This window comes from Stenotrophomonas sp., from assembly GCF_050737075.1.
In the GTDB taxonomy this organism is placed as follows: domain Bacteria; phylum Pseudomonadota; class Gammaproteobacteria; order Xanthomonadales; family Xanthomonadaceae; genus Stenotrophomonas.
Window position 1 is genome coordinate 57864 of record NZ_JBOHXV010000006.1, and the last position, 25201, is coordinate 83064.

A 25201-nucleotide genomic window follows, 5' to 3' on the forward strand; every position below is an offset into this window, starting at 1 on the left:
GGGGCGTGGGGCGTCGGGGAGCGTATTGTCCCCGATTAACGGCCCCACGCCCACCGTCGTCGCCGGGCAGAGCCCGGCGCTACGCTAAGGTCGCGCTTTCGCGCGTTATTCCTCTTCTGGCACTTCGTCGGCGTTGAGGGTGCGCGCCTTGCGCTTGGGGGCGGTGAACGGGGTCGGCGTGGGCACACCGGGCAGCGCGGTGCCGAACACCATGTGCGCGCCAGCACGCAGGTCACCACCGGCCATTTCCAGCTCGAAGCGCTCGGCATCGCGCTCGCGGATCTGTTCGGCGATATCGCGCGCGTCGTCTTCATCGGCGCCCAGCTCGACCAACGCGGCCTGGCCGAACAGCAGCGCCGACTCGAACGTCTCGCGAATCTGGTAATCCACGCCCGCGTGGATCAGCCGCAGCGAATGCTCGCGATCGAACGAGCGCACCAGCAACTTGGCCTGCGGGAATTCGTGTGCGACCAGTTCGACGATGCGGTCGGCATCCTGCGCGTTGTTCACGCAGACCGCGATCGCCCGCGCGGTGGCCGCGCCGGAGGCATGCAGCACATCCAGCCGGGTGCCGTCGCCATAGTAGATTTTGAACCCGAAGCGTTCGGCGTTGTGGATCATGTCCACGTCGTTGTCGATGATGGTCACGTCCACGTCGCGGGCCAGCAGCGACTGGCTGGCGACCTGGCCGAACCGGCCGAAGCCGATCAGCAGCACGCTGCCGGACATGCCCTCGGCGGTGTCCACGCCTTCCAGCGAGACTTCGCGTGCCGGCATCAGCTTGTCATGCAGCAGCACGAACAGCGGCGTGAGCGCCATCGACAGCACCACGATGGCGGTCAGGTTGGCATTGACCTCCACGCCGATCACACCGGCGGTGGCCGCAGCCGAGAACAGCACGAAGGCGAACTCGCCGCCCTGCGCCATCACCACGCCACGATCCAGCGCCTGGCGATGGTCACTGCCCAGGATGCGTGCGACGGTGTAGATGCACACCGCCTTCGCCAGCATCAATGCAAACACGCCGGAGACGATCAGCGGCCAGTTGTTGGCGACCACGGTCAGGTCGAGCGCCATGCCCACGCTGAGGAAGAACAGCCCCAGCAGGATGCCGCGGAACGGTTCGATGTCCGCCTCGATCTGGTGACGGAACGTAGACTCGCTGAGCAGCACGCCAGCCAGGAATGCGCCCATCGCCATCGACAGGCCGCCCAGCTGCATCAGCAACGCCGCGCCGAGCACCACCAGCAGTGCGGCGGCGGTCATTACTTCGCGCGCCTTCGCGGCCGCCAGGATGCGGAACAGCGGGTTGAGCAGGAACCGCCCGACCAGCACCAGGCCGACGATCGCACCGGCGGCAATGCCGACACTGACCCAGCGCGAACTGGCGCCCGCATCCGCCTGCACCGGTGCCATGAAGGCCACCACGGCCAGCAACGGCACGATCAGCAGGTCTTCGAACAGCAGGATGGAGACGATCTTCTGCCCCGACGGCAACGCGATGTCGCCCCGCTCGGCCAGCAGCTGCATCACCACGGCGGTGGAGGTCAACACGAAACCGGCCGCGCCGATGAAGGCCACCGGCAGCGGGAAACCAAACAGCATGCAGACGCCGGTCAGCACCGTGCCGCAGACCACGATCTGCAGCGTGCCCAGGCCGAATATCTCGTTGCGCAGGCTCCACAGGTGCGAGGGCCGCATTTCCAGACCGATGACGAACAGGAACATGACCACGCCCAGCTCGGCCGTGTGCAGGATGGCCTGCGGGTCTGAAAACCAGCCGAAGCCGAACGGGCCAATGGCCAGGCCGGCGGCGAAGTAGCCCAGCACCGAGCCCAGCCCGAGCCGGCGGAACAGCGGCACCATCACCACGGCCGCGCCCAGCAGGGCGACCACTTTCACCAGTTCACTGGCACCTGCTTCCACCGCCATGCGGTCTGTTCCTTGCAACTCGAATCAGTCCTCACGATAGGGCAAGTTGATGCAGGGAAATAGCACGGAGGGTGCGGATGTTCGTGCCGCCAATGGAACGACCGGCGATTAAGCCGCCACATCATTCCAAGAGCGCGTAGAGCCGGGCTCTGCCCGGCTACCCGATCACCCCTGATTGCAGAACGCCGCGTAATCGATATACCCGGGGAAGGCACGATCCGGCACGCACAGCGGGCAGGCCGGATCGGGCCGCAGCCGGACCTCGCGGAAGCGCATACCCAGCGCGTCGAAGGTCAGCAACCGCCCCACCAACGGCTCGCCGATGCCCAGCAGCAGCTTGAGCGCTTCGGTGGCCTGCAGCAGGCCGACCATGCCGGGAAGTACGCCCAGCACGCCCGCTTCCGCGCAGTTGGGGGCGAACTCCGGCGGCGGCGGCTCGGGGAACAGGCAGCGGTAACAGGGCGCCTGCCCGCGCTGGCGGCCGGCGTCGAACACGCTCACCTGGCCGGTGAAGCGCTCCACCGCGCCGTACACCAGCGGGATGCCGTGCTGGATGCAGGCATCGTTGAGCAGGTAGCGCAGGGGGAAGTTGTCCGAACCGTCCAGCACCACGTCCACGCCGTCCAGCAGCGCGTCGATGTTGGACGAGCTCACCCGTTCCTGCACCGCCTCCACGTCGAGGCGCGGATTGAGCGCCAGCAGCCGTTCGCGGGCGGAGTGCACCTTGGGCATGCCGACGCTGGCGTCGCTGTGCAGGATCTGCCGGTGCAGGTTGCTGCGGTCCACCACATCGTCATCGACGATGCGCAGGTGCCCTACCCCCGCCGCGGCCAGGTAGAACGCGGCCGGTGAGCCCAGGCCGCCGGCGCCGATGAGCAGCACGCGCGACTGCAGCAACGACTGCTGCCCGGCCACGCCTACCTGTGGCAGAAGTAGATGGCGGGAATAACGTTCGTTGAAATCGCGCTCGTCGTCGCTCTGGATCGGCTGGACCAGCGGGAGCCCGGCGCTGCGCCAGGCGGTGGTGCCGCCGTGGACGGAGGCGACATTGGTGTAGCCGAGGTCGAGGAGCGCCAGCGCTGCCTGCATGGAGCGCATGCCGCTTTGGCAGATCAGGATGAGCTCGCGGTCCGGCGTCGGCACGTGCGCGGCCGGGTTTGCCTGGAGGTCGCCTTTCGCGATGCCGAGGGCACCTTCGGCCATGCCGGCGGCGCGCTCGTGCGCTTCGCGCACATCAATGAGCAACGCGCCGTGGGTGAGGCGCTGGCGGGCCTGTTCCGGGGTGATTTCGGGGATGGCGGTCATGACCGCATTATCGCGCAGCCGGCAGCCACCCATGGGGTGGCTCTACGGGGTCGGCGCCGCGGGCGCGGCGCCGTTTTTCAGCGGCCCTTTACGTGCTTGATCAGGCGCTTCTTCTTGGCGATCTGGCGGTCGGTCAGCGCGTTCTTCTTGCCTTCGTACGGGTTGGCACCCTCGCGGAAGATGAACTGCACGGGCGTGCCCACCAGCTTGAAGCGCTTGCGGAAGAAGTTCTCCAGGTAGCGCTTGTACGACTCCGGAAGTTCCTTCAGGCGCGTGCCGTGCACGATGAAGGTCGGCGGATTGGAGCCGCCCGGATGCACGTAACGCAGCTTGGAGACATGCCCGCGGATCGCCGGCGGTGGGTTGGTCTCATAGGCCACTTCCAGCGCCTTGTTGACCTCGCTGGTGCTGAATTCGTGCGTCGCCGAGGCATGTGCCGCGTGAACCGCACGGAACAGCTCGCGCAGACCCGAGCCATGCTTGGCCGAAATGCGCACCACTTCCGCCCACGGCACGAAGCCCAGCTTGCGCGCCACCAGCGCCTCGGCCTGCTCGCGCTGGTAGTCGGTCAACCCGTCCCACTTGTTGATCGCCACGACCAGTGCGCGACCGGCATCGAGCACCGCGCCCAACACGCTGGCGTCCTGGTCGGTCACGCCTTCGCCGGCGTCCAGCATCAGCACGGCCACCTGGCACTGCTCGATGGCCTGCAGGGTCTTGATGACGCTGAACTTCTCGACCACCTCTTCAACCCTGCCCTTGCGGCGCAGACCGGCGGTGTCGATCAGGCGGTATTCGCGCCCGTCGCGCTCCAGGTCCACCGCGATGGAGTCGCGGGTGGTGCCGGGCACTTCGGAAGCGATCATCCGCTCCTCGCCGAGGATGCGGTTGACCAGCGTCGACTTGCCCACATTGGGGCGGCCGACGAAGGCAATGCGCATCCGGTTCGGATCGTTGTCCATCTCCTCGGCGCTGCCCTCTTCGGGCAGGCGCTGCACCACTTCCTCGAGCAGGTCATCCAGACCCTGACGATGCGCGGCGGACATGGTGAGCATTTCGCTGAAGCCGTAGCGGGCGAACTCCGCAAGCACGGTGTCTTCGTGCGTGCCGTCGATCTTGTTGATCAGCAGCAGCGTCGGCCGCGACAGCTTGCGCAGCCAGGCCAGGATCTCGTCATCCAGCGCGGACGTGCCATCACGGGCATCGACGACGAACACGATCAGGTCGGCTTCACCAGCGGCAGCACGGGCCTGGTCGGCGGTAGCGCCGGCCAGACCTTCCTCATCCTCCGAGATACCGCCCGTGTCGACGACGAGGAAATGGTTGTCCTCGTCAAGACGGCAAACACCATAGTTGCGGTCCCGGGTGACGCCGGGCTGGTCATGGACCAGGGCGTCACGGGTACGGGTCAGCGCATTGAAAATGGTGGACTTGCCGACATTCGGCCGTCCAACCAGGGCGACCAAGGGCAGCATCGCGGTAACTCCTTATTGTGCCAACCGGAATGCGGTCAGCTTTCCATCAACGTTCTGCACCAGCAGAATCCCATCGGCGACCACCGGCTGCGCCAGCAGGGCATCGCCGCCACTCTTGGCGCGCGCGGCCAGTTCACCATTATCAGTCCGCAGCCAGTGCAGATATCCCTTGTAGTCACCGACTACAACGTAATCCCCCTGGATGGCCGGACCGGTCAGCGAGCGCCGGGCCAGGCCGGTCTGCGACCACATCGCGGTGCCGCTGGCCTTGTCCAGGCCGAACACGCCGCCCTTGTTATCGGTCACGAACACGTTGCCCGAGGTCAGGGCCACGCCACCGGCGCCGCCATGATCGCGCGCCCACAGCGGACGGCCGGTCGGGCCCTCGATCGCCATGGTCTGGCTTTTGAAGCTGCTCACGAACAGGGTGTTGCCTTCCAGCACCGGTGCACCGTCCACATCGGACATGCGCTCCAGCTCGGTGCGGCCTTCGCCGCTGGCGACCATCTGGTCCCAGATGGTGCGGCCGTCCTGCATGGCCAGCGCGGCCACGCTGCCGTCATCGTTGCCGATGAACAGCACGCCCGGGCCCACCACCACCGGCGCGTTGCCGCGCACGGTCAGCGCGGGCAGCTCACGCGGGTTGAACCACTTCTGGGTGCCGTTGCTCGCATCGAAAGCGGTCACGCGGCCGTCGTTGCTGCGGACGAACACGATGCCCTGGCCCACGGCCGGTGCACTGATCACTTCGCCAGGCACCTTGGCCCGCCACTTCTCGGAACCGTCGTTGGCGTCCAGGGCGATGACCTGGCCGTCGAGCGTGCCGATCACCACCAGGCCTTCGCCAACACCCGGGCCGCCGGACAGGCGCAGCTTGTCCTGCTTCTTGACCTTGGCCGGCTGGTAGGTCCAGATCGTCTTGCCGGTCTGCAGGTCCAGCGCATGCACGCCGCCGTAGATCGCCGCCGCGTAGACGCGGCCATCGGCAACCACCGGGCCCTGGCGCACGCCGATGCGGCCTTCGCCCTTGCCGACGTTGGCGCTCCAGATCCGGTCGACCTTGGCGGTCGGCTCGAACTTCACCAGCTCGGCCGGCTCCTGCGCCTTCTTGGCTTCCGCGTCCTTGCCGGCGAACCAGCCCTTCACGGTGGTGCAGCCGGACAACGCCACGCCCATCAGGACGAGGGTGGCTACGCGCTTGATCATGACCATCTGCTTCATTACACCGACTCCGCAGGATCGGTGACGGTGCCACCGGCATCCATCACTTTGGTTTCCAGCAGGCGCCGCTGCGGCGCTGCCACGTCCAGCGTCTTGAGCGCCTTCTCATACTGCCCGCGGGCCTCATCACGCTTGCCCGCCGCCATCAACGCATCGCCATGGATTTCCAGGCTGGCACTGTCGCTGGCGCTGCCGAGCTGCTTGATCGCCTCATCGGTCTTGCCGGTGGCGATCAGCAGGCGTGCGATGCGCTGGTCGATCAACGGCTTGAATTCGGGATCGGCCTGGATCGCGCGCAGGGTCGCCAGCGCGTCTTCGTTCTTGCCGGCGTCCACCTGGGCCTTGGCCAGCTGCAGCGAGGCCAGATCGGCGTAGATGCTCGCCTTGCCGCCTTCGAGGGCCTTCACGCCCTTGGCCGCCTCGTCCAGTTTCTTGTCCTGGAGGTGCTTGAGTACGGTCTGGTATTGGACGTTGGCGCCGGTCAGGTCGTTGCCCTGCTCCTTCTGCCACCACTGCCAGCCGGCAATGCCGCCGATGGCAATCGCCACGCCGGCGATGATGCTCACACCATTGTTCCGCAGCCAGCTGCGGACGCGTTCACTTTGTTCGTGCTCGTCGAGCAGGTCGTCGATCGCCATGCGTACTCTCGCCCCTGCTTGTCAGGAGGGACTGTTTGAATTGAATTGGGAAACGCGACTCAGTGTGAAACCGGAGCCACGGAGCCGTCAGAGGATACCGTAAAGCGTGCCACGTTGGCTCGCTGGTAAGGCGAAAGGTCGACGATAGTGCCGGCCTGCTGAACCTCGACCGCAGAGGCATTGCCCAGCGTCATCCGGCCCACCTGGCCCGGGGTGAAGCTGCGGGTCTCGCCCGATTTGATCAGCGCCTTCTCGACGGTGCTGCCATCGGGGGCGGCGATGTCCACCCAGCTGTCGCCCTTGAACTGCAGGTTCAGCGCACCGGCCGGCACCGCTGCGGCGGAGACGGTGCGCGGCACCGGCGTCAGCGAGGCCAGGTAGGGCGCCGAAGGCGCGGCAGGCGCCGCCGCGGGTGCGGCGACCGGGGTGTTCGGCGCGGCCGATTCGGCAGAGCCGACCACCGGGACCGCTGCCGGAATCACATCCAGCGAGGCGGTACTGGGACCGCTGGACGCGCTGTCGAAATGGCCGCGGGTCGCGAACCAGACCGGCACCGCAAGAACGGCGGTGATGCCGACGTACAGCACGCGGCGCCCCAGGCTTTCGGCAATGCGGCGCGCGCGCGGGGTATGGGTATGGCTGACCAGCTGCGGCGGCACCACCGGCCCGATCCGGGACTGCTCCAGCACATCGCCCAGGTCGACCTTCAGCAGACGCCCATAGCTGCGCAGCTGGCCGCGGACGAACACGGGCGCCCCCAGGCGCTCCCATTGCTCGGCTTCCAGCGACTTCACCACCTGCACCGGCATGCGCAACTGCTGCCCTACCGCCTCAAGCGTCAGTCCTGCCGCTTCGCGCGCCTCACGGAGGCGCGCCCCGCACCCCGCGGCAGTATCAAAAGCATTCACAGTCTGGTCATCAATCACAATGCTTCAACCCCGGGAATTAGGAGCCGCATCCTGCGGAAATTCGTCGCGAATTCGCTGCAGATAGCGACCGGATGCCACTGTGTCACCTAACTGCGCCTCGATTTGAGAGGCAAGTTGTAACACGGAACGTGTTGCCGGTGCAGCCGCAAGACGCCGCTGCACGAAGGCCCTGGCCTCGAAAAACCGGCCCTGGGCGAACTCGTTGCGGGCCAGAGACTCGAGCGCGTAGGCGTTGGTCGGGTCCAGGGCCAGGGCCTTGCGCAGGTCCCGCGCCGCCCGCTCGGGCTGGTTGGCCTCGAGCGCACAGCCGCCTGCATTGGCCAGCGCTGCGGCCGGGGTGCGGTAACCCGGCGTGGCCAGCGCCCGGTCGAACCAGGTCAATGCCTCGGCGGCGCGGCCATGCGTGCACAGCCAGGCACCGTAGTTGTTAAGGACTTCGCCGCTTTCGGGGGCCAGCTCGGCCGCCTTCAGGTACAGGGTGCCCGCCTCGGCATCGGCGCCCCGCTGGCTGGCCAACGTGGCCAGCAGCATGTAGGCATCGGGACGGCTGGCGTCCAGCTTGAGCGCCGAGCGCGCCCGCTTTTCGGCGACATCCAGCGCGCCCGCGCGATAGGCCTCGGCGGACAGGGTCACCTGGTCCTGGTAGCTCACCCGGCGCCGGGTATCGGCGTTGTCGCGGGCCACATACTCGGGCGCGACGCCCAAGGGTGCACTGATGGGTTTGACGCCTTTGTTGCCACAGCCGGCCAATGCCAGCGCGACGAGAACAACGGCTGGCAATCGGAGGTCAGGCAGCGGCATCCCGGCTTTTCCCATCCTGGAGTGTTTTGTTGAACTCGGCCTGGCGACGCGTGCGATCCATGACCTGGCCCTTGAGCTGGCCACAGGCGGCATCAATGTCGTCGCCACGGGTACGGCGCACCATGGTCAGCACCTGCGCATCCAGCAGGATCTTCTGGAACGCCCGGATCTCGGTGTCCCCCGAGCGTTCGTAGCGGGTGCCCGGGAACGGATTGAAGGGAATCAGGTTGACCTTGCCCGCGTGCGAGGTCTGCACGGCGTTGTCGAACTGGCGCATCAGCCGCGCCAACTGACGGGCATGCTCGGGCTGGTCGTTGATGCCCTTCATCAGGGTGTATTCAAAGGTGACCGATTCGCGGCGCTTGTTGGCGCGCAGGTAGCGTGCGCACGAGGCCATCAGCTCCACGATCGGGTACTTCTTGTTGAGCGGCACCAGGGTCTCGCGCAGCGCGTCGTTCGGCGCGTGCAGCGACACCGCCAGCGACACGTCGCTCTCGGCGGACAACCGGTCGATCTGCGGCACCAGGCCGGAGGTGGACAGGGTCACGCGCTTGTTCGCCAGGCCGTAGCCCAGGTCGTCGCGCATCACGCTCATGGCGCGCACGACGTTTTCGAAATTCATCAACGGCTCGCCCATGCCCATCATCACCACGTTGGTGAGGCGACGCTGCTTGTGCGGGATGTTGCCCAGGTGGCGCGCGGCAACCCACACCTGGCCGATGATCTCGGCGGTGGAAAGGTTGCGGTTGAAGCCCTGGGTAGCGGTCGAACAGAACGTGCAGTTCAGCGCGCAGCCGACCTGCGAAGACACGCACAGCGTGCCGCGGTTCTTGTCCGGGATGTAAACCGCTTCGATCGCGTTCTTGCCATCGGTGCCCATGGCCAGCAGCCACTTGTGGGTGCCGTCGGCGGAAGGCTTGTCGAACACGATGTTGGGAACGCGGACCTCGGCATGCTGCTGCAGCTTGGCGCGCAGCGCCTTGCCCAGGTCGGTCATCTGGTCGAAATCGGTGACGTAGTGGTGGTGGATCCACTTCATCACCTGGTGGGCACGGTAGCGCGCTTCGCCGAGTTTCTCGGCGAAGAAGCGCTCCAAACCCTCGCGATCGAGGTCGAGCAGGTTCTGCTTGGCCACCGGTGCGCCCTGATCGAGCACGACGGGGATGGCGGTTGTCTGTACGACCTCGTTCACGGCATTACTCTCAGCGCGAGACCACGTCGGTCGCGGCGAAGAAGTACGCGATTTCAATCGCGGCATTCTCGACCGAGTCCGAGCCGTGGGCGGCATTGGCATCGATGGAATCGGCGAAGTCGGCGCGGATCGTGCCCGGCGCAGCGTCCTTCGGATTGGTGGCGCCCAGCAGGTCGCGGTGGGCCAGCACGGCGTTGTCGCCTTCCAGCGCCTGGATCATCACCGGGCCGGAGATCATGAAGTCGACCAGCGCGTTGAAGAACGGACGCTCCTTGTGAACGGCGTAGAAGCCTTCGGCTTCGCGGCGCGACAGCTGCTTGTACTTCGCAGCCACGACCTTCAGGCCAGCCTTCTCGAAGCGGGCGTAGATTTCACCGATGACGTTCTTGGCGACGGCGTCCGGCTTGATGATGGAAAGGGTGCGCTCCAGCGCCATGGGAAATTCTCCGTTGGGCGGGCCACTGATCGACCCGAGAGTAACATGAAAAAAACCCGCGTCAAAACGCGGGCTTAGCCTATATACGTGGCGTAATTCTACAACCTCTGGTGGCGTCGTGCCACGCCCGCCGAAGCCCGTAATCCAGGGTAGTGCCACGTCACGCGTGGCAACGCCATCTACGGTAGTGCCACGCCATGCGTGGCAGGCCCAGCAATGACGGAGGAAGGCTCTCCGTTCAGGTTCCGATGGACTGCAAGCACCGCAGCCACGCATAGCGTGGCTCTACCGCAAATGAATGACCTGCTGCACCGCAACATGCCAACCCACCCGGCCAGGTCTAATATCAAACAATCGTTTGATTGAACCCTGCCCTGCCCATGGCCAAGCCCGCTCACTTCTCCACCAAGGACCGCATTCTCGGCGCCGCCGAGGAGCTGTTTGCCCAGCACGGGTTCGCCGGCACCTCGTTGCGCCAGGTGACCAGCCAGGCCGATGTGAACATTGCGGCGGTGAACTACCACTTCGGCTCCAAGGAAAACCTGGTCAACGAGGTGTTCCGCCGGCGCATGGACGAGATGACCGCCGCCCGCCTCGCCCAGCTGGAGGCCGCCCGCCGCGAGCACCCCGGCCAGCTGCGCCCGGTGCTGGCCGCGTTCGTCGAACCGGCCCTGGCGATGGCCCAGGACCGCCAGAGCGGTGGCGCGTTCGTGCGGGTGATCGCCCGGGCCTACGCGGAAAAGAACGACAACCTGCGCAAATTCCTCTCCGACCACTACGGCCATGTGCTGCGCGAGTTCGGCAAGGCCATCGCCGCCTGCGTGCCCGGGTTGAGCAAGGAAGAGCTGTATTGGCGCCTGGACTTCCTGGCCGGCTCGCTGACCTATGCGATGGCCGACTTCGGCCTGATCAAGCGACCCGCCGATGTCACCGAAGCGGCGCATCGTGCCCATGCTGCCCACGAACTGATCCATTTCGTCGAAGCCGGGTTCCGCGCCAGCGCGGCCCCCACGCCCACGGCGACGGTTTCCCTTTCCACCCCGTAACGCCGGCATTTCTCCACCCGTAGAGCCGGGCTCTGCCCGGCTGCCAGACCAACAAAGGCTTATCGACATGTCCAATTCCCTGCTAGTCCGCCGCGCCGCCGTACTGGGTGCAGGCGTCATGGGTGCCCAGATCGCGGCCCACCTGACCAACGCCGGCGTCGACACCGTGCTGTTCGACCTGCCCGCCAAGGAAGGTCCGGCCGACGGCATCGTGCTCAAGGCCATCGCCAACCTGGGCAAGCTCAGCCCTGCCCCGCTCGCCAGCAAGTCCTACGCCGAAGCGATCACCCCGGCGAACTACGAGACGGGCCTGGAACACCTCAAGGATTGCGACCTGATCATCGAAGCCATCGCCGAGCGGATGGACTGGAAGCAGGACCTGTACAAGAAGATCGCACCGTTCGTGGCCGACCACGCCGTGCTGGCCTCCAACACCTCGGGCCTGGGCATCAACAAGCTCGCCGACGTGCTGCCCGAGCAGCTGCGCCACCGCTTCTGCGGCGTGCATTTCTTCAACCCGCCGCGCTACATGCACCTCGCCGAGCTGATCCCGGCCACCACCACCGATGCCGCCGTGCTGGAGGGCCTGGAAGCCTTCCTGGTCACGACCCTGGGCAAGGGCGTGGTGTACGCGAAGGACACCCCGAACTTCATCGGCAACCGCATCGGCGTGTTCTCGATCCTGTCCACGATCTTCCACACCCAGCAGTTCGGCCTGGGCTTCGATGAAGTCGATGGCCTGACCGGCCCGCTGGTCGGCCGCCCGAAGTCGGCGACCTACCGCACCTCCGACGTGGTCGGCCTGGACACGATGGCGCACGTCATCAAGACCATGGGCGACACCCTGCCCAACGATCCGTGGCATCAGTACTTCGCTTCCCCGAAGTGGCTGGACGCGCTGATCTCCAAGGGTGCGCTGGGCCAGAAGACCGGCGCGGGCATCTTCCGCAAGGTCGGCAAGGACATCGTGGTGCTGGACCTGGAGAAGCAGGACTATCGTCCGGCCGACCGTACCGCCGCGCCGGAAGTGGTTGAAATCCTCAAGATCAAAAACCCGGCCGAGAAGTTCGCCAAGCTGCGCGACAGCCAGCACCCGCAGGCGCAGTTCCTGTGGGCGACCTTCCGCGACCTGTTCCACTACAGCGCCTACCACCTGGCCGACATCGCCGAAACCGCACGCGACGTCGACCTGGCCATCCGCTGGGGCTACGGCTGGTCGCTTGGCCCGTTCGAAACCTGGCAGGCCGCCGGCTGGAAGCAGGTCGCGCAGTGGATCGCCGATGACATCGTCGCCGGCAAGAGCATGAGCAACGCGCCGTTGCCGGACTGGGTGTTCGATGGCCGCGACGGCGTGCACGCCGCCGAGGGCAGCTACAGCCCGTCGCGCAACGCCAAGCTGCCGCGCTCGTCGCTGCCGGTGTACCAGCGCCAGCGCTTCCCGGATCCGCTGCTGGGTGAAACCTTCAGCACGGGCGAAACCGTGTTCGAGAACGACGGCGTGCGCATGTGGCACGACGGCGACGGCATCGCCGTGGTCAGCTTCAAGACCAAGATGAACACCGTGTCCGACCACGTGCTCAACGGCCTGCAGGAAGCGATCAAGCGCGCCGAGCAGGGCTTCAAGGGCCTGGTGATCTGGCAGCAGAAGGAACCCTTCTCCGCCGGTGCCGACCTGGCCGGCGCGCTCGGCCTGCTGCAGGCCGGCAAGGTCGACCAGTTCGAAGAGATGGTGCACAACTTCCAGCGCACCAGCCAGGCGATCAAGTACGCGCTGGTTCCGGTGGTCACCGCCGTGCGCGGTCTGGCCCTGGGCGGCGGCTGCGAGTTCCAGATGCACAGCGCCAAGAGCGTTGCCGCACTGGAAAGCTACATCGGCCTGGTGGAAGCCGGCGTGGGCCTGCTGCCGGCCGGTGGCGGCCTGAAGGAACTGGCGGTGCGCGCGTCGCAGGCGGCCGGTCCGGGAGGCGACGTGTTCGCCGAACTGAAGAAGACCTTCGAGACCGTTGCGATGGCCAAGGTCTCCAACTCCGCGGTCAACGCGCAGGAGCTGGGCCTGATGCGCGCGACCGACAAGGTCGTGTTCAACAGCTTCGAGGCGCTGTACATCGCCAAGGCCGAAGTGCAGGCACTGGCCGAAGGCGGCTACCGTCCGCCGATGCCGGCCCGCCGCATCCAGGTCGCCGGCGACGTCGGCATCGCCACCTTCAAGATGATGCTGGTCAACATGCTGGAAGGCCGTTTCATCAGCCCGTACGACTACGAGATCGCCGTGCGCATCGCCACCGTGCTGTGCGGCGGCGAAGTGGACCGCGGCACGCTGGTGGACGAAGAGTGGCTGCTCACGCTGGAGCGCAAGCACTTCGTTGAACTGGCCCAGCAGGAAAAGACCCAGGCGCGCATCGCGCACATGCTCAAGACCGGCAAGCCGCTGCGCAACTGACCTATAAGAGATCACCACCATGACCAAGCAAATCCAGGACGCCTACATCGTCGCCGCCACCCGTACCCCGGTCGGCAAGGCGCCCAAGGGCGTGTTCCGCAACACCCGCCCCGATGACATGCTCGCCCACGTGCTTCGCAGCGTGGTCGCACAGGCGCCGGGCATCGACGTCAACCGCATCGACGACGCCATCATCGGCTGCGCCATGCCGGAAGCCGAGCAGGGCATGAACGTGGCGCGCATCGGCGTGCTGCTGGCCGGCCTGCCGGACACCATCGCCGCGCAGACGGTGAACCGCTTCTGCTCCTCCGGCCTGCAGGCCGTGGCCATGGCGGCCGACCAGATCCGCCTGGGCAACGCCGACCTGATGCTGGCCGGCGGCACCGAGTCGATGTCGATGGTGCCGATGATGGGCAACAAGATCGCGATGGCACCGAGCGTGTTCGACAACGACCACGTCGCCATCGCCTACGGCATGGGCATCACCGCCGAGAAGGTCGCCGAAGAATGGAAGGTCTCGCGCGAAGAGCAGGACGCCTTCGCCCTCGCCTCGCACCAGAAGGCCATCGCCGCGATCCAGAACGGTGACTTCAAGGACGAAATCAGCCCGTACGACGTGCGTACCCGTCAGCCCGACCTGGCCGACGGCCGTCGCATCATCACCCGTGACCGGATCATCGACACCGACGAAGGCCCGCGCCTGGATTCGTCCGCCGAAGGCCTGGCCAAGCTGCGCCCGGTGTTCCGCAACGGCCAGTTTGGTGGCACCGTCACCGCCGGCAACTCCTCGCAGATGAGCGACGGCGCCGGTGCGGTGCTGCTGGCCTCGGAGCAGGCGGTCAAGGACTACGGCCTGAAGCCGCTGGCCCGCTTCGTCAGCTTCTCGGTCGCCGGCGTGCGTCCGGAAGTGATGGGCATCGGCCCGATTGCCGCGATTCCGAAGGCGCTCAAGCAGGCCGGCCTGACCCAGGACCAGCTGGACTGGATCGAGCTCAACGAAGCCTTCGCCGCGCAGTCGCTGGCGGTCATCCGCGATTGCGGCCTGGACCCGTCCAAGGTCAACCCGCTGGGCGGCGCCATCGCCCTGGGCCACCCGCTCGGCGCCACCGGTGCCATCCGTACCGCTACCCTGCTGCACGGCCTGCGCCGTCGCCAGCAGAAGTACGGCATGGTCACCATGTGCATCGGCACCGGCATGGGCGCGGCGGGTATTTTCGAATCGCTGTAAGGGGTCACGTGGGTACCGACCAACGGTCGGTACCTACCGGCGATGGGGGAATCGGCCTCGACCGATTCCCCAAAACAAAACGGGCGGCCCTTGGGCCGCCCGTTTTGTTTGATTGATCGCGTCGCGATCAGTCTTCAGCCAGCATCTGCGTCAGCTTCTCGCGCGCCGGCTTGGCCAGCTTGTGATTCTCGAGCGCGAAGCGGATGGTCGCCTCGACCAGCCCCAGATGGGTGCCGCAGTCGAAGCGGGTGCCTTCGAAGCGATAGGCATCGACCTCGTCGGTCTTCAACAGCGCGGCAATGGCGTCGGTCAGCTGGATCTCGCCACCGGCACCTTTGCCCGTGGCTTCGAGCAGCTCGAAGATCTTCGGGCTGAGCACGTAGCGCCCCACCACCGCCAGATCGCTCGGCGCGTCTTCGGGCTTGGGCTTCTCCACGATCTGCGCGATACGCCCCTTGCGGCCGTCGAACGCCTCGGTCGCCACGATGCCGTAGCTGGCGGTGTTCTCGTGCGGCACGTCTTCAACGGCGATCACGCTGGCACCGGTGGACGCGTTGAGGTCCGCCATCTGCTTCAGGGCACCGTCGCCACGGTTCCAGATCAGGTCGTCCGGCAGCAGCACCGCGAACGGTTCGTCACCGACCACCGACTTGGCGCACAACACCGCATGGCCCAGGCCCAGCGCTTCGGTCTGGGTCACGAAGACCGCACGGACGCCTTCCGGCAGTACGTTGCGCACCAGTTCCAGCAGCTCGGTCTTGCCGGCGCGCTCGAGCTTCTGCTCCAGCTCGTAGGCCTTGTCGAAATAGTCGGCAACGGCGTGCTTGTAGCGATTGGTGACGAAGATCAGGGTGTCGCACCCCGCCTCGATCGCCTCATCGACGGCGTACTGGATGAGCGGCCGATCGATGATCGGCAGCATCTCCTTGGGCACCGTCTTGGTTGCGGGAAGGAACCGGGTTCCCAGCCCCGCCACCGGAAATACCGCCTTGCGAATGCGCTTGCTCGTCACAGCCTGTTGGCCTCTCGTGCCGGAAAGGGAAGCACTTTAGCCGACTCGACGTGATCGTCCTGTTGCAGCGGCGCAAATTCCGGCATGGTCGCGAACAGGATGCTGTTGATCGCGTCGGTGTCGTAGTTGGCAATCGCCTCGCGCAGGCGCGGCACATTGCCCAGCACCTGCTCGCGGGCGAAGGTGCGCACGCCCGCCTCCAGGATTTTCGGATGCGAGGTGGGGCGGTAGTCTTCGTCGGAATAGAACAGCGTCTCGTGCAGCTTCTCGCCCGGACGCAGCCCGGTGTAGATGATCGCGATGTCCTTGTACGGCTGCTTGCCGGCCAGACGGATCATCTGTTCGGCCAGCACCCGGATCGGCACCGGCTCGCCCATGTCCAGGGTGTAGATCGCGCCATGCGACGCCGACGCGGCCGCCTGCAGGATCAGCTGGCACGCCTCGGGAATGGTCATGAAGTAGCGGGTCACTTCCGGGTCGGTAACCGTGACCGGGCCGCCCTTGAGGATCTGCTCGCGGAACACCGGCACCACGCTGCCCGCCGAGGCCAGCACGTTGCCGAAGCGCACCGTGACGAAGCGGGTGTGGCTGGTCTTCTGGTCCAGGCTCTGGCAGATCATCTCAGCGTAGCGCTTGCTGGCGCCGAGCGCATTGACCGGGTCCACCGCCTTGTCGGTCGAAATGAACACGAAATGCTCGATCCGGGCTTCGACGCAGGCCCTCGCCACCGTCTCGGTGGACAGGATGTTGTTGCGCACCGCTTCGCGCAGTTGCCGTTCCAGCACCGGCACCTGCTTGTAGGCGGCCGCATGGAACACGGCGTCCACCTGGGACAGCGACAGCGCATGGCGGATCACCGCCGGGTCGCCGCAGTCGCCCAGCACCGCCTCCACGATCAGGTCGGGGAAGCTGCGCTTGAGCTCGGCCTCGATGGTGAGCAGCAACAGCTCGCTCATTTCCAGCAGGACGATCCGCCCTGCCCCGTGGCGTGCGCACTGGCGGCACAGTTCCGACCCGATGGAGCCACCGGCGCCGGTGACCAGCACGGTGCGGCCGCCCAACCAGCCGCGGATCAGCGACCAGTCCGGCAGGATCGGCTTGCGCCCGAGCAGGTCCTCGATCGCCACTTCCTTCAGCTCGCCGGGCAACGAATGCCCCAGCAGCACATCATTGAGCTTGGGCACCATCCGGAACGGCACCCCCGTGCTTTCGCAGATGGCCACCACGCGCTGCATGCCCGCCGCGTCCAGCGAGGGGATGGCGATGACCAGCAGCTTGGCGGCGGTTTCGCGGACCACGGAGGCGGCATCGTCCAGCGTGCCCAGGATCGGCAGACCCTGCAGCTTGGCGCCCTGCAGGTGCGGCGCATCGTCCAGCAGGCCCACCGGCTCGAAATCGCCGGAGCGGCGCAGGTCGCGGACCAGCGCTTCGGCGGCCTGACCGGCACCCAGGATCAGCACCCGGCGCGCGGTCGCGTCGGACTGCAGCGCCTGGTAGTCCTTCCATGCCCGGTACAGCAGGCGCGGTGCGCCCAGCAGCGCCGACAGCGCGAACGGGTAAATGACCAGCACCGACATCGGCACGCCGTTGAAGCGCTTGTAGGCCAGCACCACCACGATGGCGAGCAGCCCGATGAAGCTGGATTTGAAGATATGCAGCAGGTCGGCGACGCTGGCGAACCGCCAGAGGCCGCGGTACAGACCCACCCGCCAGAACACGACCGCCTGGATCACCAGCACCAGCGAGGTGTCGATGTTCCAGAGTGGCAGCGAGGGGGCATCGGCCAGCATCGAATAGCGGCCGGCATGCAGCAACTGCCAGCAGGCCCAGACCATGAACAGGTCGTGGACCACAATGGCGGCACGGGGAAGCAGACTCGTGAAGCGGTCCTGCCAAGGCGTCATAAAACAAGCGATCCTTTTAGTTGCGCATTCCCTTGCGCAGGAGTAGCCAAAGACCGGTCGCGAGGAGTATCCACGCTAGGGCCACGGCAGCCTCCCACCTCGGCTGCAAATTCTTGCAAGCATTAAACACTGTAATACTGAACAAACCAAAAACAAAATACATTCCGGTAATCGAAGTGTGCCCTGCACCACCTTTGACGGCACGCTGATACAGATGTTGGGTGTGGGCCTCCATCCATCGTTGTCCGGACAGGATGCGCGAAAGCAGTGTGAAGCCCGCGTCCACGAGGAAGGCCGTCAGCGGCACCAGCAGCAGCAGCCAGGACACCGTGGTGGCCACGCTGGCCAGGCAGACCAGCCCCGCCACGGCATAGCCCAGCGCGCCACTGCCGACGTCGCCCATGAAGATCCGCGCGCGCGGAAAATTGAACGGCAGGAAGCCCAGGCAGGCCAGCGCCAGGACGATACCGGCAAGGGCCAGGGGACCGGGCAGCACCAAGGCGAACGCGACACCGGCGAGGATGGCCTGGCTGGTGGCAATCCCGTTGATGCCATCCATGAAATTCCAGATGTTGATCAACGAAGTCGTAAACAGCAGGGCCAGCAGGGTCTGCCAGGGATTGCCGGTCGCCTGCCAGACCAGGCCGGCCAGCAGCGCTGCGGCCACCAGGTGCACCAGCAGCCGGCGCACCGCCGGCAGCGGCCGGTGGTCATCCCACCAGCCGATCCCGGCGACCAGCACCAGCCCCAGCCCGAACACCAGCAGCGGGACCCTGGCGGCGGGCGCGGCCACGGCCGCCACGGCGATCGCCAGCAGCAGGGTCAGCACAATGGCGATACCGCCGCCGCGTGGCGTGGCGACGCCGTGGCTGCGTCGCTCGCCCGGTTGATCGAGCAGGTTGCGCCGCAGCGCGTAGTGGCGCGCGCACCAGGTGAGCGCCGCCGCGACTGCCAGCACCGCCGGCAGCCCGATCATCCAGACCGACGGCATGGCTTAGAGCACCGCGTAGTTCAGCAGCGGCTTGACCGTGCCCCATTCCTTGCAGCTTGGGCACTGCCAATGATGGGTACGGGCGCCGAAGCCACACCGCGTGCAGCGGTAGGCGGGATTGCGAACCAGCAGTTGGTCGGTGATGTGCTTGAGGTCATGCAGGGTGGCGGTGGAGTCTGCCCCCTCCGCCAGGGTCAGGTCGATCAGGGCCGATTCGCCGCGCACCGACGGACGATCCTTGAGCTGCCGCCCCAGATAGGCGCGGGCAGGCGCGACGCCCTCCTGCTCTTCCATCAACTGGGTCAAGGCCAGCACCGGGGCGATACCCCGATAGTGCTCGGTCATTTCCGACAGGAATGCGCGCGCGCCGCCCAGGTCCCCGACCTTGCGGTAGTTCTGCATCAGCGGCTGCAGCACTTCGGGCAGGTACTCGGGGTCGTTGCGGGCCGCGCGCTCGAAGGCGCGCACCGCCGCCTCGGCATTGCCGGCGTCGGTTTCAAGGCGGCCCTCGATGATGCCGGCACGCACCGACATGGCATCGGCCTGGTAGGCACGGGCGATGGCCGCCCTTGCCTCATCGATCTTGCCGGCGCCACGGTAACGCTCGGCCAGTTCGCATTCGAACTGACCCACCAGCTTGCCCATCGGCTCGCCGGTGACCTCTTCGAAACGGGTGGCGTTGTCGATCGCCTTCTCCCACTCGCGCTCGGCCTGGTAGATGCCGATCAGGTGCTTGAGCGCCTGCGGGGCGCGCTGGTCGATCTGGGCGAGCTCGGTGAACACGGTCTCGGCACGGTCCAGCAGGCCGGACTTCATGTAGTCCTCGCCCAGTGCCAGCAGCGCCTGCACGCGCTGTGCGTCGCTCAGGTCGGTGCGGTTGACCAGGCCCTGGTGCAGCCGGATGGCGCGGTCGACCTCGCCACGGCGGCGGAACAGGTGGCCCAGCGCGACCTGGGTCTCGAAGGTTTCCTTGTCCAGCTCGGCGATATGCAGGAACAGCTCGATCGCCTTGTCCGGCTGCTCATTGAGCAGGTAGTTCAGGCCACGAAAGTAGGTGCTGGAGAGACGGCTGACCTGGTTGTCGCCATGGCGCTGACCGCCACGCCGGCCGATCACCCAGCCGGAGACCGCAGCCAGCGGCAGGAACAGGAAAAACCAGAACCACTCGGAGACAAATTCCATCGGCGCTCAGCGTCCGTCGAAAGTAGAAGAAGAGGATGCCACGGGGGCGACGGCCGGAGCCGCCTTCTGCGCTCTGCGCAGTTTGGAATACAACGGAATCACCAGCCCGACCATGACCAGGCCCGCACCGATGATCGCACCGGTCAACAGGGCGACGGTAATCGCCAGGCCGGTACTGGAATGGATGGCAGTAAACCCCAGGTTGAGGGTCATGTCCTGCGAATTGAGGGCACCAACGATGAGCCCGGCCACCAGGACGGCAAGCAGGATCAACAGACGTGCGAGTTTCATGTGGTAGCTCCTGGTCCCGGATGGGTTAGAGAGTAGCGGAGTAACCGTCCGCTCTACCAGTCCGTCAAAGAGAGTCAGGCTGGATCGCTTTCCAGCGGCACGACGGCGCTGACGCGCTCGCGCAGCTCCTTGCCCGGTTTGAAATGCGGGACATGCTTGCCCGGCAATGCGACCGATTCCCCGGTCTTGGGGTTGCGCCCCAGCCTGGGCGGCCGGTAGTGCAACGAAAAACTGCCGAACCCGCGGATCTCGATGCGATCCCCGCCGGCCAGCGCCCCGCCCATCATTTCCAGCAACGACTTTACCGCCAGATCGACATCGTCCGACTTCAGATGCGCCTGCCGGCGCGCCAGGATTTCGATCAACTCGGATTTGGTCATTGCGGACTCGCGTCGAGGGTCTCAAACCCTGAAACGGCCCGGACAATTGTCCGGGCCGTCCAGGAAACTACGGCTACGGGTAAGGCCGATTACTCGGACTTGTTGCCGTTCAGCTGTGCGCGCAGCAGCGCGCCGAGCTGGGTGGTGCCGCTCGAAGCCGAAGAGGACTGGTATTCCTCCAGCACTTCGCGCATTTCCGCGTCGTCCTTGGCCTTGATCGACAGCTGCAGGGTACGACCCTTGCGATCCATGCCCACGAACTTCGCTTCAACCTTGTCGCCGACCTTCAGGAACTGGGTCGCGTCGTCGACGCGCTCGTTGGCAACGTCACGAGCAGCAACGTAACCTTCGATGCCGTCAGCCAGTTCGATGGTAGCGCCCTTGGCGTCCACTTCCTTGACCACGCCTTCGACCTTCGAACCCTTCGGGTTGGCAGCCATGTACTGACCGAACGGATCCTGCTCCAGCTGCTTGACGCCCAGGCTGATGCGCTCGCGCTCCGGATCGACGGCCAGGACGACGGCGTCCAGGTTGTCGCCCTTCTTGTAGTTGCGGACCACGTCTTCGCCGGTGGTGTTCCAGCTGATGTCGGACAGGTGCACCAGGCCGTCGATACCGCCGTCCAGGCCGATGAAGATGCCGAAGTCGGTGATCGACTTGATCTGGCCCGACACCTTGTCGCCCTTCTTGTGGATGGCAGCGAAGGTTTCCCACGGATTGGCGGCAACCTGCTTCATGCCCAGCGAGATGCGGCGACGCTCCTCGTCGACATCCAGGACCATGACTTCAACTTCGTCACCGACCTGCACAACCTTGGACGGGTTGACGTTCTTGTTGGTCCAATCCATCTCGGAAACGTGCACCAGACCTTCGACGCCCGGCTCGATCTCGACGAATGCGCCGTAATCGGTGACGTTGGAGACCTTGCCGAACACGCGGCTGTTGGCCGGGTAACGACGGGCGATGTTGTCCCACGGATCCTCGCCCAGCTGCTTCAGGCCCAGCGAAACGCGGTTGCGCTCGCGGTCGAACTTCAGCACGCGGACGTCCAACTCGTCGCCGACGTTCACGACTTCGGACGGATGGCGCACGCGCTTCCAGGCCATGTCGGTGATGTGCAGCAGGCCGTCGATACCGCCCAGGTCCACGAATGCGCCGTAATCGGTCAGGTTCTTGACGACACCCTTCAGGATCGCGCCTTCCTGCAGCTTGTCCATCAGCTGCTCGCGCTCTTCCGAGTGCTCGCTTTCGACGACAGCGCGGCGCGAGACCACGACGTTGTTACGCTTGCGGTCCAGCTTGATGAGCTTGAATTCCAGCTCCTTGCCTTCCAGGTAAGCCGGGTCGCGCACCGGGCGCACATCCACCAGCGAACCGGGCAGGAACGCGCGGACATCCTTGATGTCCACGGTGAAACCACCCTTGACCTTGCCGCTGATGCGGCCGGTGATGGTTTCGTTCTTTTCCAGGGCTTCTTCCAGCTCGTCCCACACCATGGCGCGCTTGGCTTTCTCGCGCGACAGGACGGTTTCACCGAAGCCGTTCTCGAGCGAGTCGAGGGCGACCTTGACGACGTCGCCTTCGGCAACGTCGATTTCGCCGGCGTCGTTACGGAACTGTTCGATCGGCACGATGCCTTCGGACTTCAGGCCGGCGTTGATCACCACGACGTCGCCGCGGACTTCAACGACAACACCGCTGACGATGGCGCCCGGCTTCAGCTTGGCCAGATTGGCCTGGCTGGCTTCAAACAGTTCGGCAAATGATTCGGTCATTAGATTTACTCTGTTGGACACATGGGCATTGGTTCCCGCGAGGGTTCCGTTTACTGCCCGCCTGTTGGTCGACCCCGGAAATGCAGGTCGTGTGTGAAGTAGGAAAACCGCCACGCATCATTGCGGGACGGAGCTTTTACTGCATTACGCTGGTGCGACTGCCGCCGATGGATTGACGGCCTCCTTGCAACGGATCAGGCACCCGAAACCGGAAGCAGATCCAGTACCTTGGCAACGACTTGGTCGATGCCGATACCACTGGTGTCGATGACGACGGCATCGTCTGCCGGCCTCAGGGGCGCCACTGTGCGCTGTGCATCACGGGCGTCGCGGGCCATGATCTCGCGCAGGAGGTCATCAAAGTTAACAGAAACCCCCTTGTCTTTCAACTGGTTATGCCGGCGCTCGGCGCGCTCCTCGGCACTGGCCGTCAGGAAGACCTTGAATGGGGCGTCGGGGAAGATGACGGTCCCCATGTCGCGGCCGTCGGCCACCAGGCCGGGCAGAACCCTGAATGCGCGTTGACGCTCTTTCAGCGCGGCGCGGACCTCCGGAATGGCGGCAATGGCCGAGGCCAGGGCGCCGGTCGTCTCCAGCCGCAGCTCATCGGTGGCGTCGGTCTCATTGACGATGACACGCAGGCTGCCGTCGGTCGCTTCAACGAACCGGACATGGGTGTCGAAGGTGCAGCGGACCAGCGCCGAGGCGTCGGAGGTGTCGATATCGGCCCAGCTGGCGGCCACGCCCACGGCGCGGTACAGGGCGCCCGAATCCAGGTAATGCCAGCCCAGCCGGCGTGCGACAATGCGGCTGACGGTCCCCTTGCCGGCCCCGGACGGGCCGTCGATGGTGAGCACGGGAGATGGCTGGTTCATGGGGTTCCCTGTGGATTTGACCCCCTATTCTAGCCCCTGCCCGACCCCTCCGAAGACCTTTTTGGTGCAACCACTTGAAAGGATGGAAAAAACCCCGGTAGAATGGCGGGCTTGAACGGGCGTCACCTGCCGATTGTCATCTGCATATCGCGGCCGCGCTCCAACTGAATCCACGTTTACGCCGAGGTATGCAATGAAAGTCCTGTCTTCCCTGAAGTCGGCCAAGTCCCGTCACCGCGACTGCAAGGTCGTCCGTCGTCGCGGCAAGATCTTCGTGATCTGCAAGTCGAACCCGCGTTTCAAGGCTCGCCAGCGCTGAGCCCAGGGCATCACGACCTCTGGTCGCGACCTGCCTGAATAAAAAGCCGCCTCCGGGCGGTTTTTTATTGCCAATTTTGTTGTAATCGCCGGGTACGTCGCGACCATCGTGTCGTGGCGCCGTCGTTGGTCACGACCGTCGGTCGTGACTCCTTTCTTGATGACTGGGGAGTAGATCGAGATGAAGCGTCACCTGACCACCCTGCCGTTGCTTGCCCTGCTGGCCTGCGCCGGCGCCCATGCCGACACGCTGTTGATTGATCGCACCAAGGAACAGGTGGCCCCGGTGGTGCCGGTCCGCGGCGAGACCGCCAGCCAGGTGCTGGGCCGCTTCGGCGAGCCGACCGAAAAGCTGGAACCGCGTGGCGGCCAGAAGCGCCAGTGGCCGACGATCAACCGTTGGGTCTACCCGATGTTCACCGTCTACTTCGAGAAGCAGAAGGTGATCGACGTGGTGGCCAACAAGGCCGACCCGAACGAAGTCGGCCCGCGCCCGCCGATCCGCTGACCCCTACTACGCCCGCCGCACGGCGGGCCATCGCACCGAGACCATGAACGACACGCTCCGTTTTCCGGCCGAATGGGAATCCCAGTCCGCCATCCTGATTGCCTGGCCCAACGCCGACACCGACTGGGCCGACCGCCTGGGTGACGTCGAGGACACCTACATCGCGCTGGTCGCGGCCATCACCCGCTTCCAGCCGGTGGTGATCATCGTGGCCGATGACGATCTGGAGGCCTACGCCGACGCGCGCCTGCGCTCCAATCGGATCGATACCGACCGCGTGCGTTTTGTCACGGCGCAGTACGACGACACCTGGCTGCGCGACTCCGGCCCGATCACGCTCAAGCGCGCGGACGGCGGCTTCCGCCTGCTCGATTTCCGCTTCACCGGCTGGGGCGGCAAGTTCGAGGCAAGCCTGGACGACCAGCTGGTCGGCGTGCTGCATGCGGCCGGGCTGTTCGCCAATGCCGAGCTGCAGAGCATTCCGTTCGCACTGGAAGGCGGCGCGATCGAAACCGACGGCGCCGGCACCCTGCTGACCACTTGGAAGTGCCTGCACGAACGTCACCCGGACCGCGACCGCGCCTCGCTCAGCGCGGACATGGCCAACTGGCTGGCGCAGGACCGCGTGCTGTGGCTGGACCACGGCTACCTGGAAGGCGACGACACGGACGCGCACATCGACACGCTGGCACGTTTCGCCTCGGTGGACAGCATCGTCTACCAGGCCTGCGATGACGCCACCGATTCGCACTACGCCGAGCTGCAGGCGATGGGCAACGAGCTGGCGGCGCTGCGCACCGCCGACGGCCAGCCATACCGCCTGTTCCCGCTGCCGTGGGCCCGCCCGGTGCTCGACGAAGGCCGCCGCCTGGCCGCGTCCTACGCCAATTACCTGATCCTCAACGGCGCGGTGCTGATGCCGGCTTACGGCGACGTGGCCGACGACGCGGCCCGCGACGTACTGGCCCAGGCCTACCCGAACCACGAGATCGTGCAGGTCCCCTGCCGCTCGCTGATCTGGCAGAACGGCAGCCTGCACTGCATCACCATGCAGTTGCCGGCGGGCTTGTTGGCTGCATAAAGCACGTCGGTAGTAGATAGGTTCCTTGGCGCCGGGCTCTGCCCGGCGCTTTTGGTTTTGGGCGAACAGCCGGTGGCCGTCGCACGGTCTGAGCTGGGCCGACGGGTGCGGGTTTGCGGGACACGCCGTGAATCCGTCCTTGGAGGCTTGTAGAAAACATCCATGTTTTCTACAGTCCCGCAAACCCGCCCCCGCCAACCCTCGCCGGTATGTCGGTGGCCACGGTAGATCAAACGCCGGA

23 protein-coding genes are annotated in these 25201 nt (G+C 65.8%); 6 read left to right on the forward strand and 17 right to left on the reverse strand.

Features of this window, described 5'->3' with window-relative positions; translation table 11 throughout:
• Positions 1 to 105: 105 nt before the first annotated feature.
• From ACREPD_RS02510 to ndk, 9 genes are all read right to left on the reverse strand, one after another.
• On the reverse strand, positions 106 to 1932 hold the full coding sequence (locus ACREPD_RS02510) for a monovalent cation:proton antiporter-2 (CPA2) family protein (RefSeq protein ID WP_431597826.1): 1827 nt from the start codon (positions 1930 to 1932) through the stop codon (positions 106 to 108).
• 165 nt (positions 1933 to 2097) lie between these two features.
• Complete coding sequence (gene moeB, locus ACREPD_RS02515) at positions 2098 to 3270, reverse strand: molybdopterin-synthase adenylyltransferase MoeB (protein WP_431597827.1); 1173 nt, start codon at positions 3268 to 3270, stop codon at positions 2098 to 2100.
• Between the two features lie 44 nt (positions 3271 to 3314).
• Complete coding sequence (der, locus tag ACREPD_RS02520) at positions 3315 to 4712, reverse strand: ribosome biogenesis GTPase Der (RefSeq protein WP_431597828.1); 1398 nt, start codon at positions 4710 to 4712, stop codon at positions 3315 to 3317.
• A 12-nt stretch (positions 4713 to 4724) separates the two neighbouring features.
• Positions 4725 to 5933 carry an outer membrane protein assembly factor BamB gene (gene bamB / locus ACREPD_RS02525; RefSeq protein ID WP_431597829.1) on the reverse strand — a complete coding sequence of 403 codons (1209 nt, stop codon included), beginning with the start codon at positions 5931 to 5933 and terminating at the stop codon, positions 4725 to 4727.
• Positions 5933 to 6571, reverse strand: a complete 639-nt coding sequence (locus ACREPD_RS02530) for a YfgM family protein (RefSeq protein WP_431597830.1) — start codon at positions 6569 to 6571, stop codon at positions 5933 to 5935. Before ACREPD_RS02530 ends, bamB begins: the two co-directional genes overlap by 1 nt.
• Before the next feature lie 59 nt (positions 6572 to 6630).
• On the reverse strand, positions 6631 to 7497 hold the full coding sequence (locus ACREPD_RS02535) for a helix-turn-helix domain-containing protein (RefSeq protein WP_431597831.1): 867 nt from the start codon (positions 7495 to 7497) through the stop codon (positions 6631 to 6633).
• Between the two features lie 6 nt (positions 7498 to 7503).
• A complete protein-coding gene (pilW, locus tag ACREPD_RS02540; RefSeq protein ID WP_431597832.1) occupies positions 7504 to 8301 on the reverse strand; it encodes a type IV pilus biogenesis/stability protein PilW in 798 nt (265 codons plus the stop codon).
• Positions 8288 to 9493, reverse strand: a complete 1206-nt coding sequence (gene rlmN, locus ACREPD_RS02545) for a 23S rRNA (adenine(2503)-C(2))-methyltransferase RlmN (RefSeq protein WP_421569611.1) — start codon at positions 9491 to 9493, stop codon at positions 8288 to 8290. The genes pilW and rlmN overlap by 14 nt, the downstream gene beginning before the upstream one ends.
• Positions 9494 to 9503: 10 nt before the next feature.
• The gene (gene ndk, locus ACREPD_RS02550) at positions 9504 to 9929 is read right to left on the reverse strand and encodes a nucleoside-diphosphate kinase (RefSeq protein ID WP_431597833.1); all 426 of its coding nucleotides are present in this window, start codon (positions 9927 to 9929) and stop codon (positions 9504 to 9506) included.
• A gap of 380 nt (positions 9930 to 10309) precedes the next feature.
• Between ndk and ACREPD_RS02555 the strand changes: the two genes are divergently transcribed.
• From ACREPD_RS02555 to ACREPD_RS02565, 3 genes are all read left to right on the forward strand, one after another.
• Positions 10310 to 10975: a TetR/AcrR family transcriptional regulator gene (locus ACREPD_RS02555; RefSeq protein WP_431597834.1), complete on the forward strand. Its 666-nt coding sequence runs from the start codon at positions 10310 to 10312 to the stop codon at positions 10973 to 10975.
• A 67-nt stretch (positions 10976 to 11042) separates the two neighbouring features.
• Positions 11043 to 13415, forward strand: a complete 2373-nt coding sequence (locus ACREPD_RS02560) for a 3-hydroxyacyl-CoA dehydrogenase/enoyl-CoA hydratase family protein (RefSeq protein ID WP_431597835.1) — start codon at positions 11043 to 11045, stop codon at positions 13413 to 13415.
• A gap of 19 nt (positions 13416 to 13434) precedes the next feature.
• Positions 13435 to 14643, forward strand: a complete 1209-nt coding sequence (locus ACREPD_RS02565) for an acetyl-CoA C-acyltransferase (protein WP_431597836.1) — start codon at positions 13435 to 13437, stop codon at positions 14641 to 14643.
• 127 nt (positions 14644 to 14770) lie between these two features.
• Here ACREPD_RS02565 and galU read toward each other — a convergent pair whose 3' ends face one another.
• From galU to cmk, 8 genes are all read right to left on the reverse strand, one after another.
• A complete protein-coding gene (gene galU, locus ACREPD_RS02570) occupies positions 14771 to 15655 on the reverse strand; it encodes a UTP--glucose-1-phosphate uridylyltransferase GalU (RefSeq protein WP_421569615.1) in 885 nt (294 codons plus the stop codon).
• Positions 15652 to 17559 (reverse strand): polysaccharide biosynthesis protein, encoded by a 1908-nt coding sequence (locus tag ACREPD_RS02575; RefSeq protein WP_431597837.1) that lies wholly within the window; start codon positions 17557 to 17559, stop codon positions 15652 to 15654. The genes galU and ACREPD_RS02575 overlap by 4 nt, the downstream gene beginning before the upstream one ends.
• A 16-nt stretch (positions 17560 to 17575) precedes the next feature.
• A complete protein-coding gene (locus tag ACREPD_RS02580) occupies positions 17576 to 18550 on the reverse strand; it encodes an MraY family glycosyltransferase (RefSeq protein WP_431597838.1) in 975 nt (324 codons plus the stop codon).
• Between the two features lie 3 nt (positions 18551 to 18553).
• Complete coding sequence (gene lapB / locus ACREPD_RS02585; protein ID WP_431597839.1) at positions 18554 to 19732, reverse strand: lipopolysaccharide assembly protein LapB; 1179 nt, start codon at positions 19730 to 19732, stop codon at positions 18554 to 18556.
• 6 nt (positions 19733 to 19738) lie between these two features.
• On the reverse strand, positions 19739 to 20023 hold the full coding sequence (locus tag ACREPD_RS02590; RefSeq protein WP_431597840.1) for a LapA family protein: 285 nt from the start codon (positions 20021 to 20023) through the stop codon (positions 19739 to 19741).
• Between the two features lie 74 nt (positions 20024 to 20097).
• A complete protein-coding gene (locus ACREPD_RS02595; protein ID WP_017355596.1) occupies positions 20098 to 20403 on the reverse strand; it encodes an integration host factor subunit beta in 306 nt (101 codons plus the stop codon).
• Positions 20404 to 20492: 89 nt separating this feature from the next.
• Positions 20493 to 22178: a 30S ribosomal protein S1 gene (gene rpsA, locus ACREPD_RS02600; RefSeq protein ID WP_421569619.1), complete on the reverse strand. Its 1686-nt coding sequence runs from the start codon at positions 22176 to 22178 to the stop codon at positions 20493 to 20495.
• Between the two features lie 194 nt (positions 22179 to 22372).
• Positions 22373 to 23053: a (d)CMP kinase gene (gene cmk, locus ACREPD_RS02605; protein ID WP_431597841.1), complete on the reverse strand. Its 681-nt coding sequence runs from the start codon at positions 23051 to 23053 to the stop codon at positions 22373 to 22375.
• 193 nt (positions 23054 to 23246) lie between these two features.
• On the opposite strand from cmk, the gene ykgO reads away from it, so the two are divergent.
• The 3 genes from ykgO to ACREPD_RS02620 all read left to right on the forward strand — a co-directional run bounded on the left by ykgO (position 23247) and on the right by ACREPD_RS02620 (position 24960).
• Complete coding sequence (gene ykgO, locus ACREPD_RS02610) at positions 23247 to 23372, forward strand: type B 50S ribosomal protein L36 (protein WP_017355593.1); 126 nt, start codon at positions 23247 to 23249, stop codon at positions 23370 to 23372.
• 180 nt (positions 23373 to 23552) lie between these two features.
• A complete protein-coding gene (locus ACREPD_RS02615; RefSeq protein WP_431597842.1) occupies positions 23553 to 23879 on the forward strand; it encodes a hypothetical protein in 327 nt (108 codons plus the stop codon).
• A 43-nt stretch (positions 23880 to 23922) separates the two neighbouring features.
• On the forward strand, positions 23923 to 24960 hold the full coding sequence (locus ACREPD_RS02620; RefSeq protein ID WP_431597843.1) for an agmatine deiminase family protein: 1038 nt from the start codon (positions 23923 to 23925) through the stop codon (positions 24958 to 24960).
• Positions 24961 to 25201: the final 241 nt, after the last annotated feature.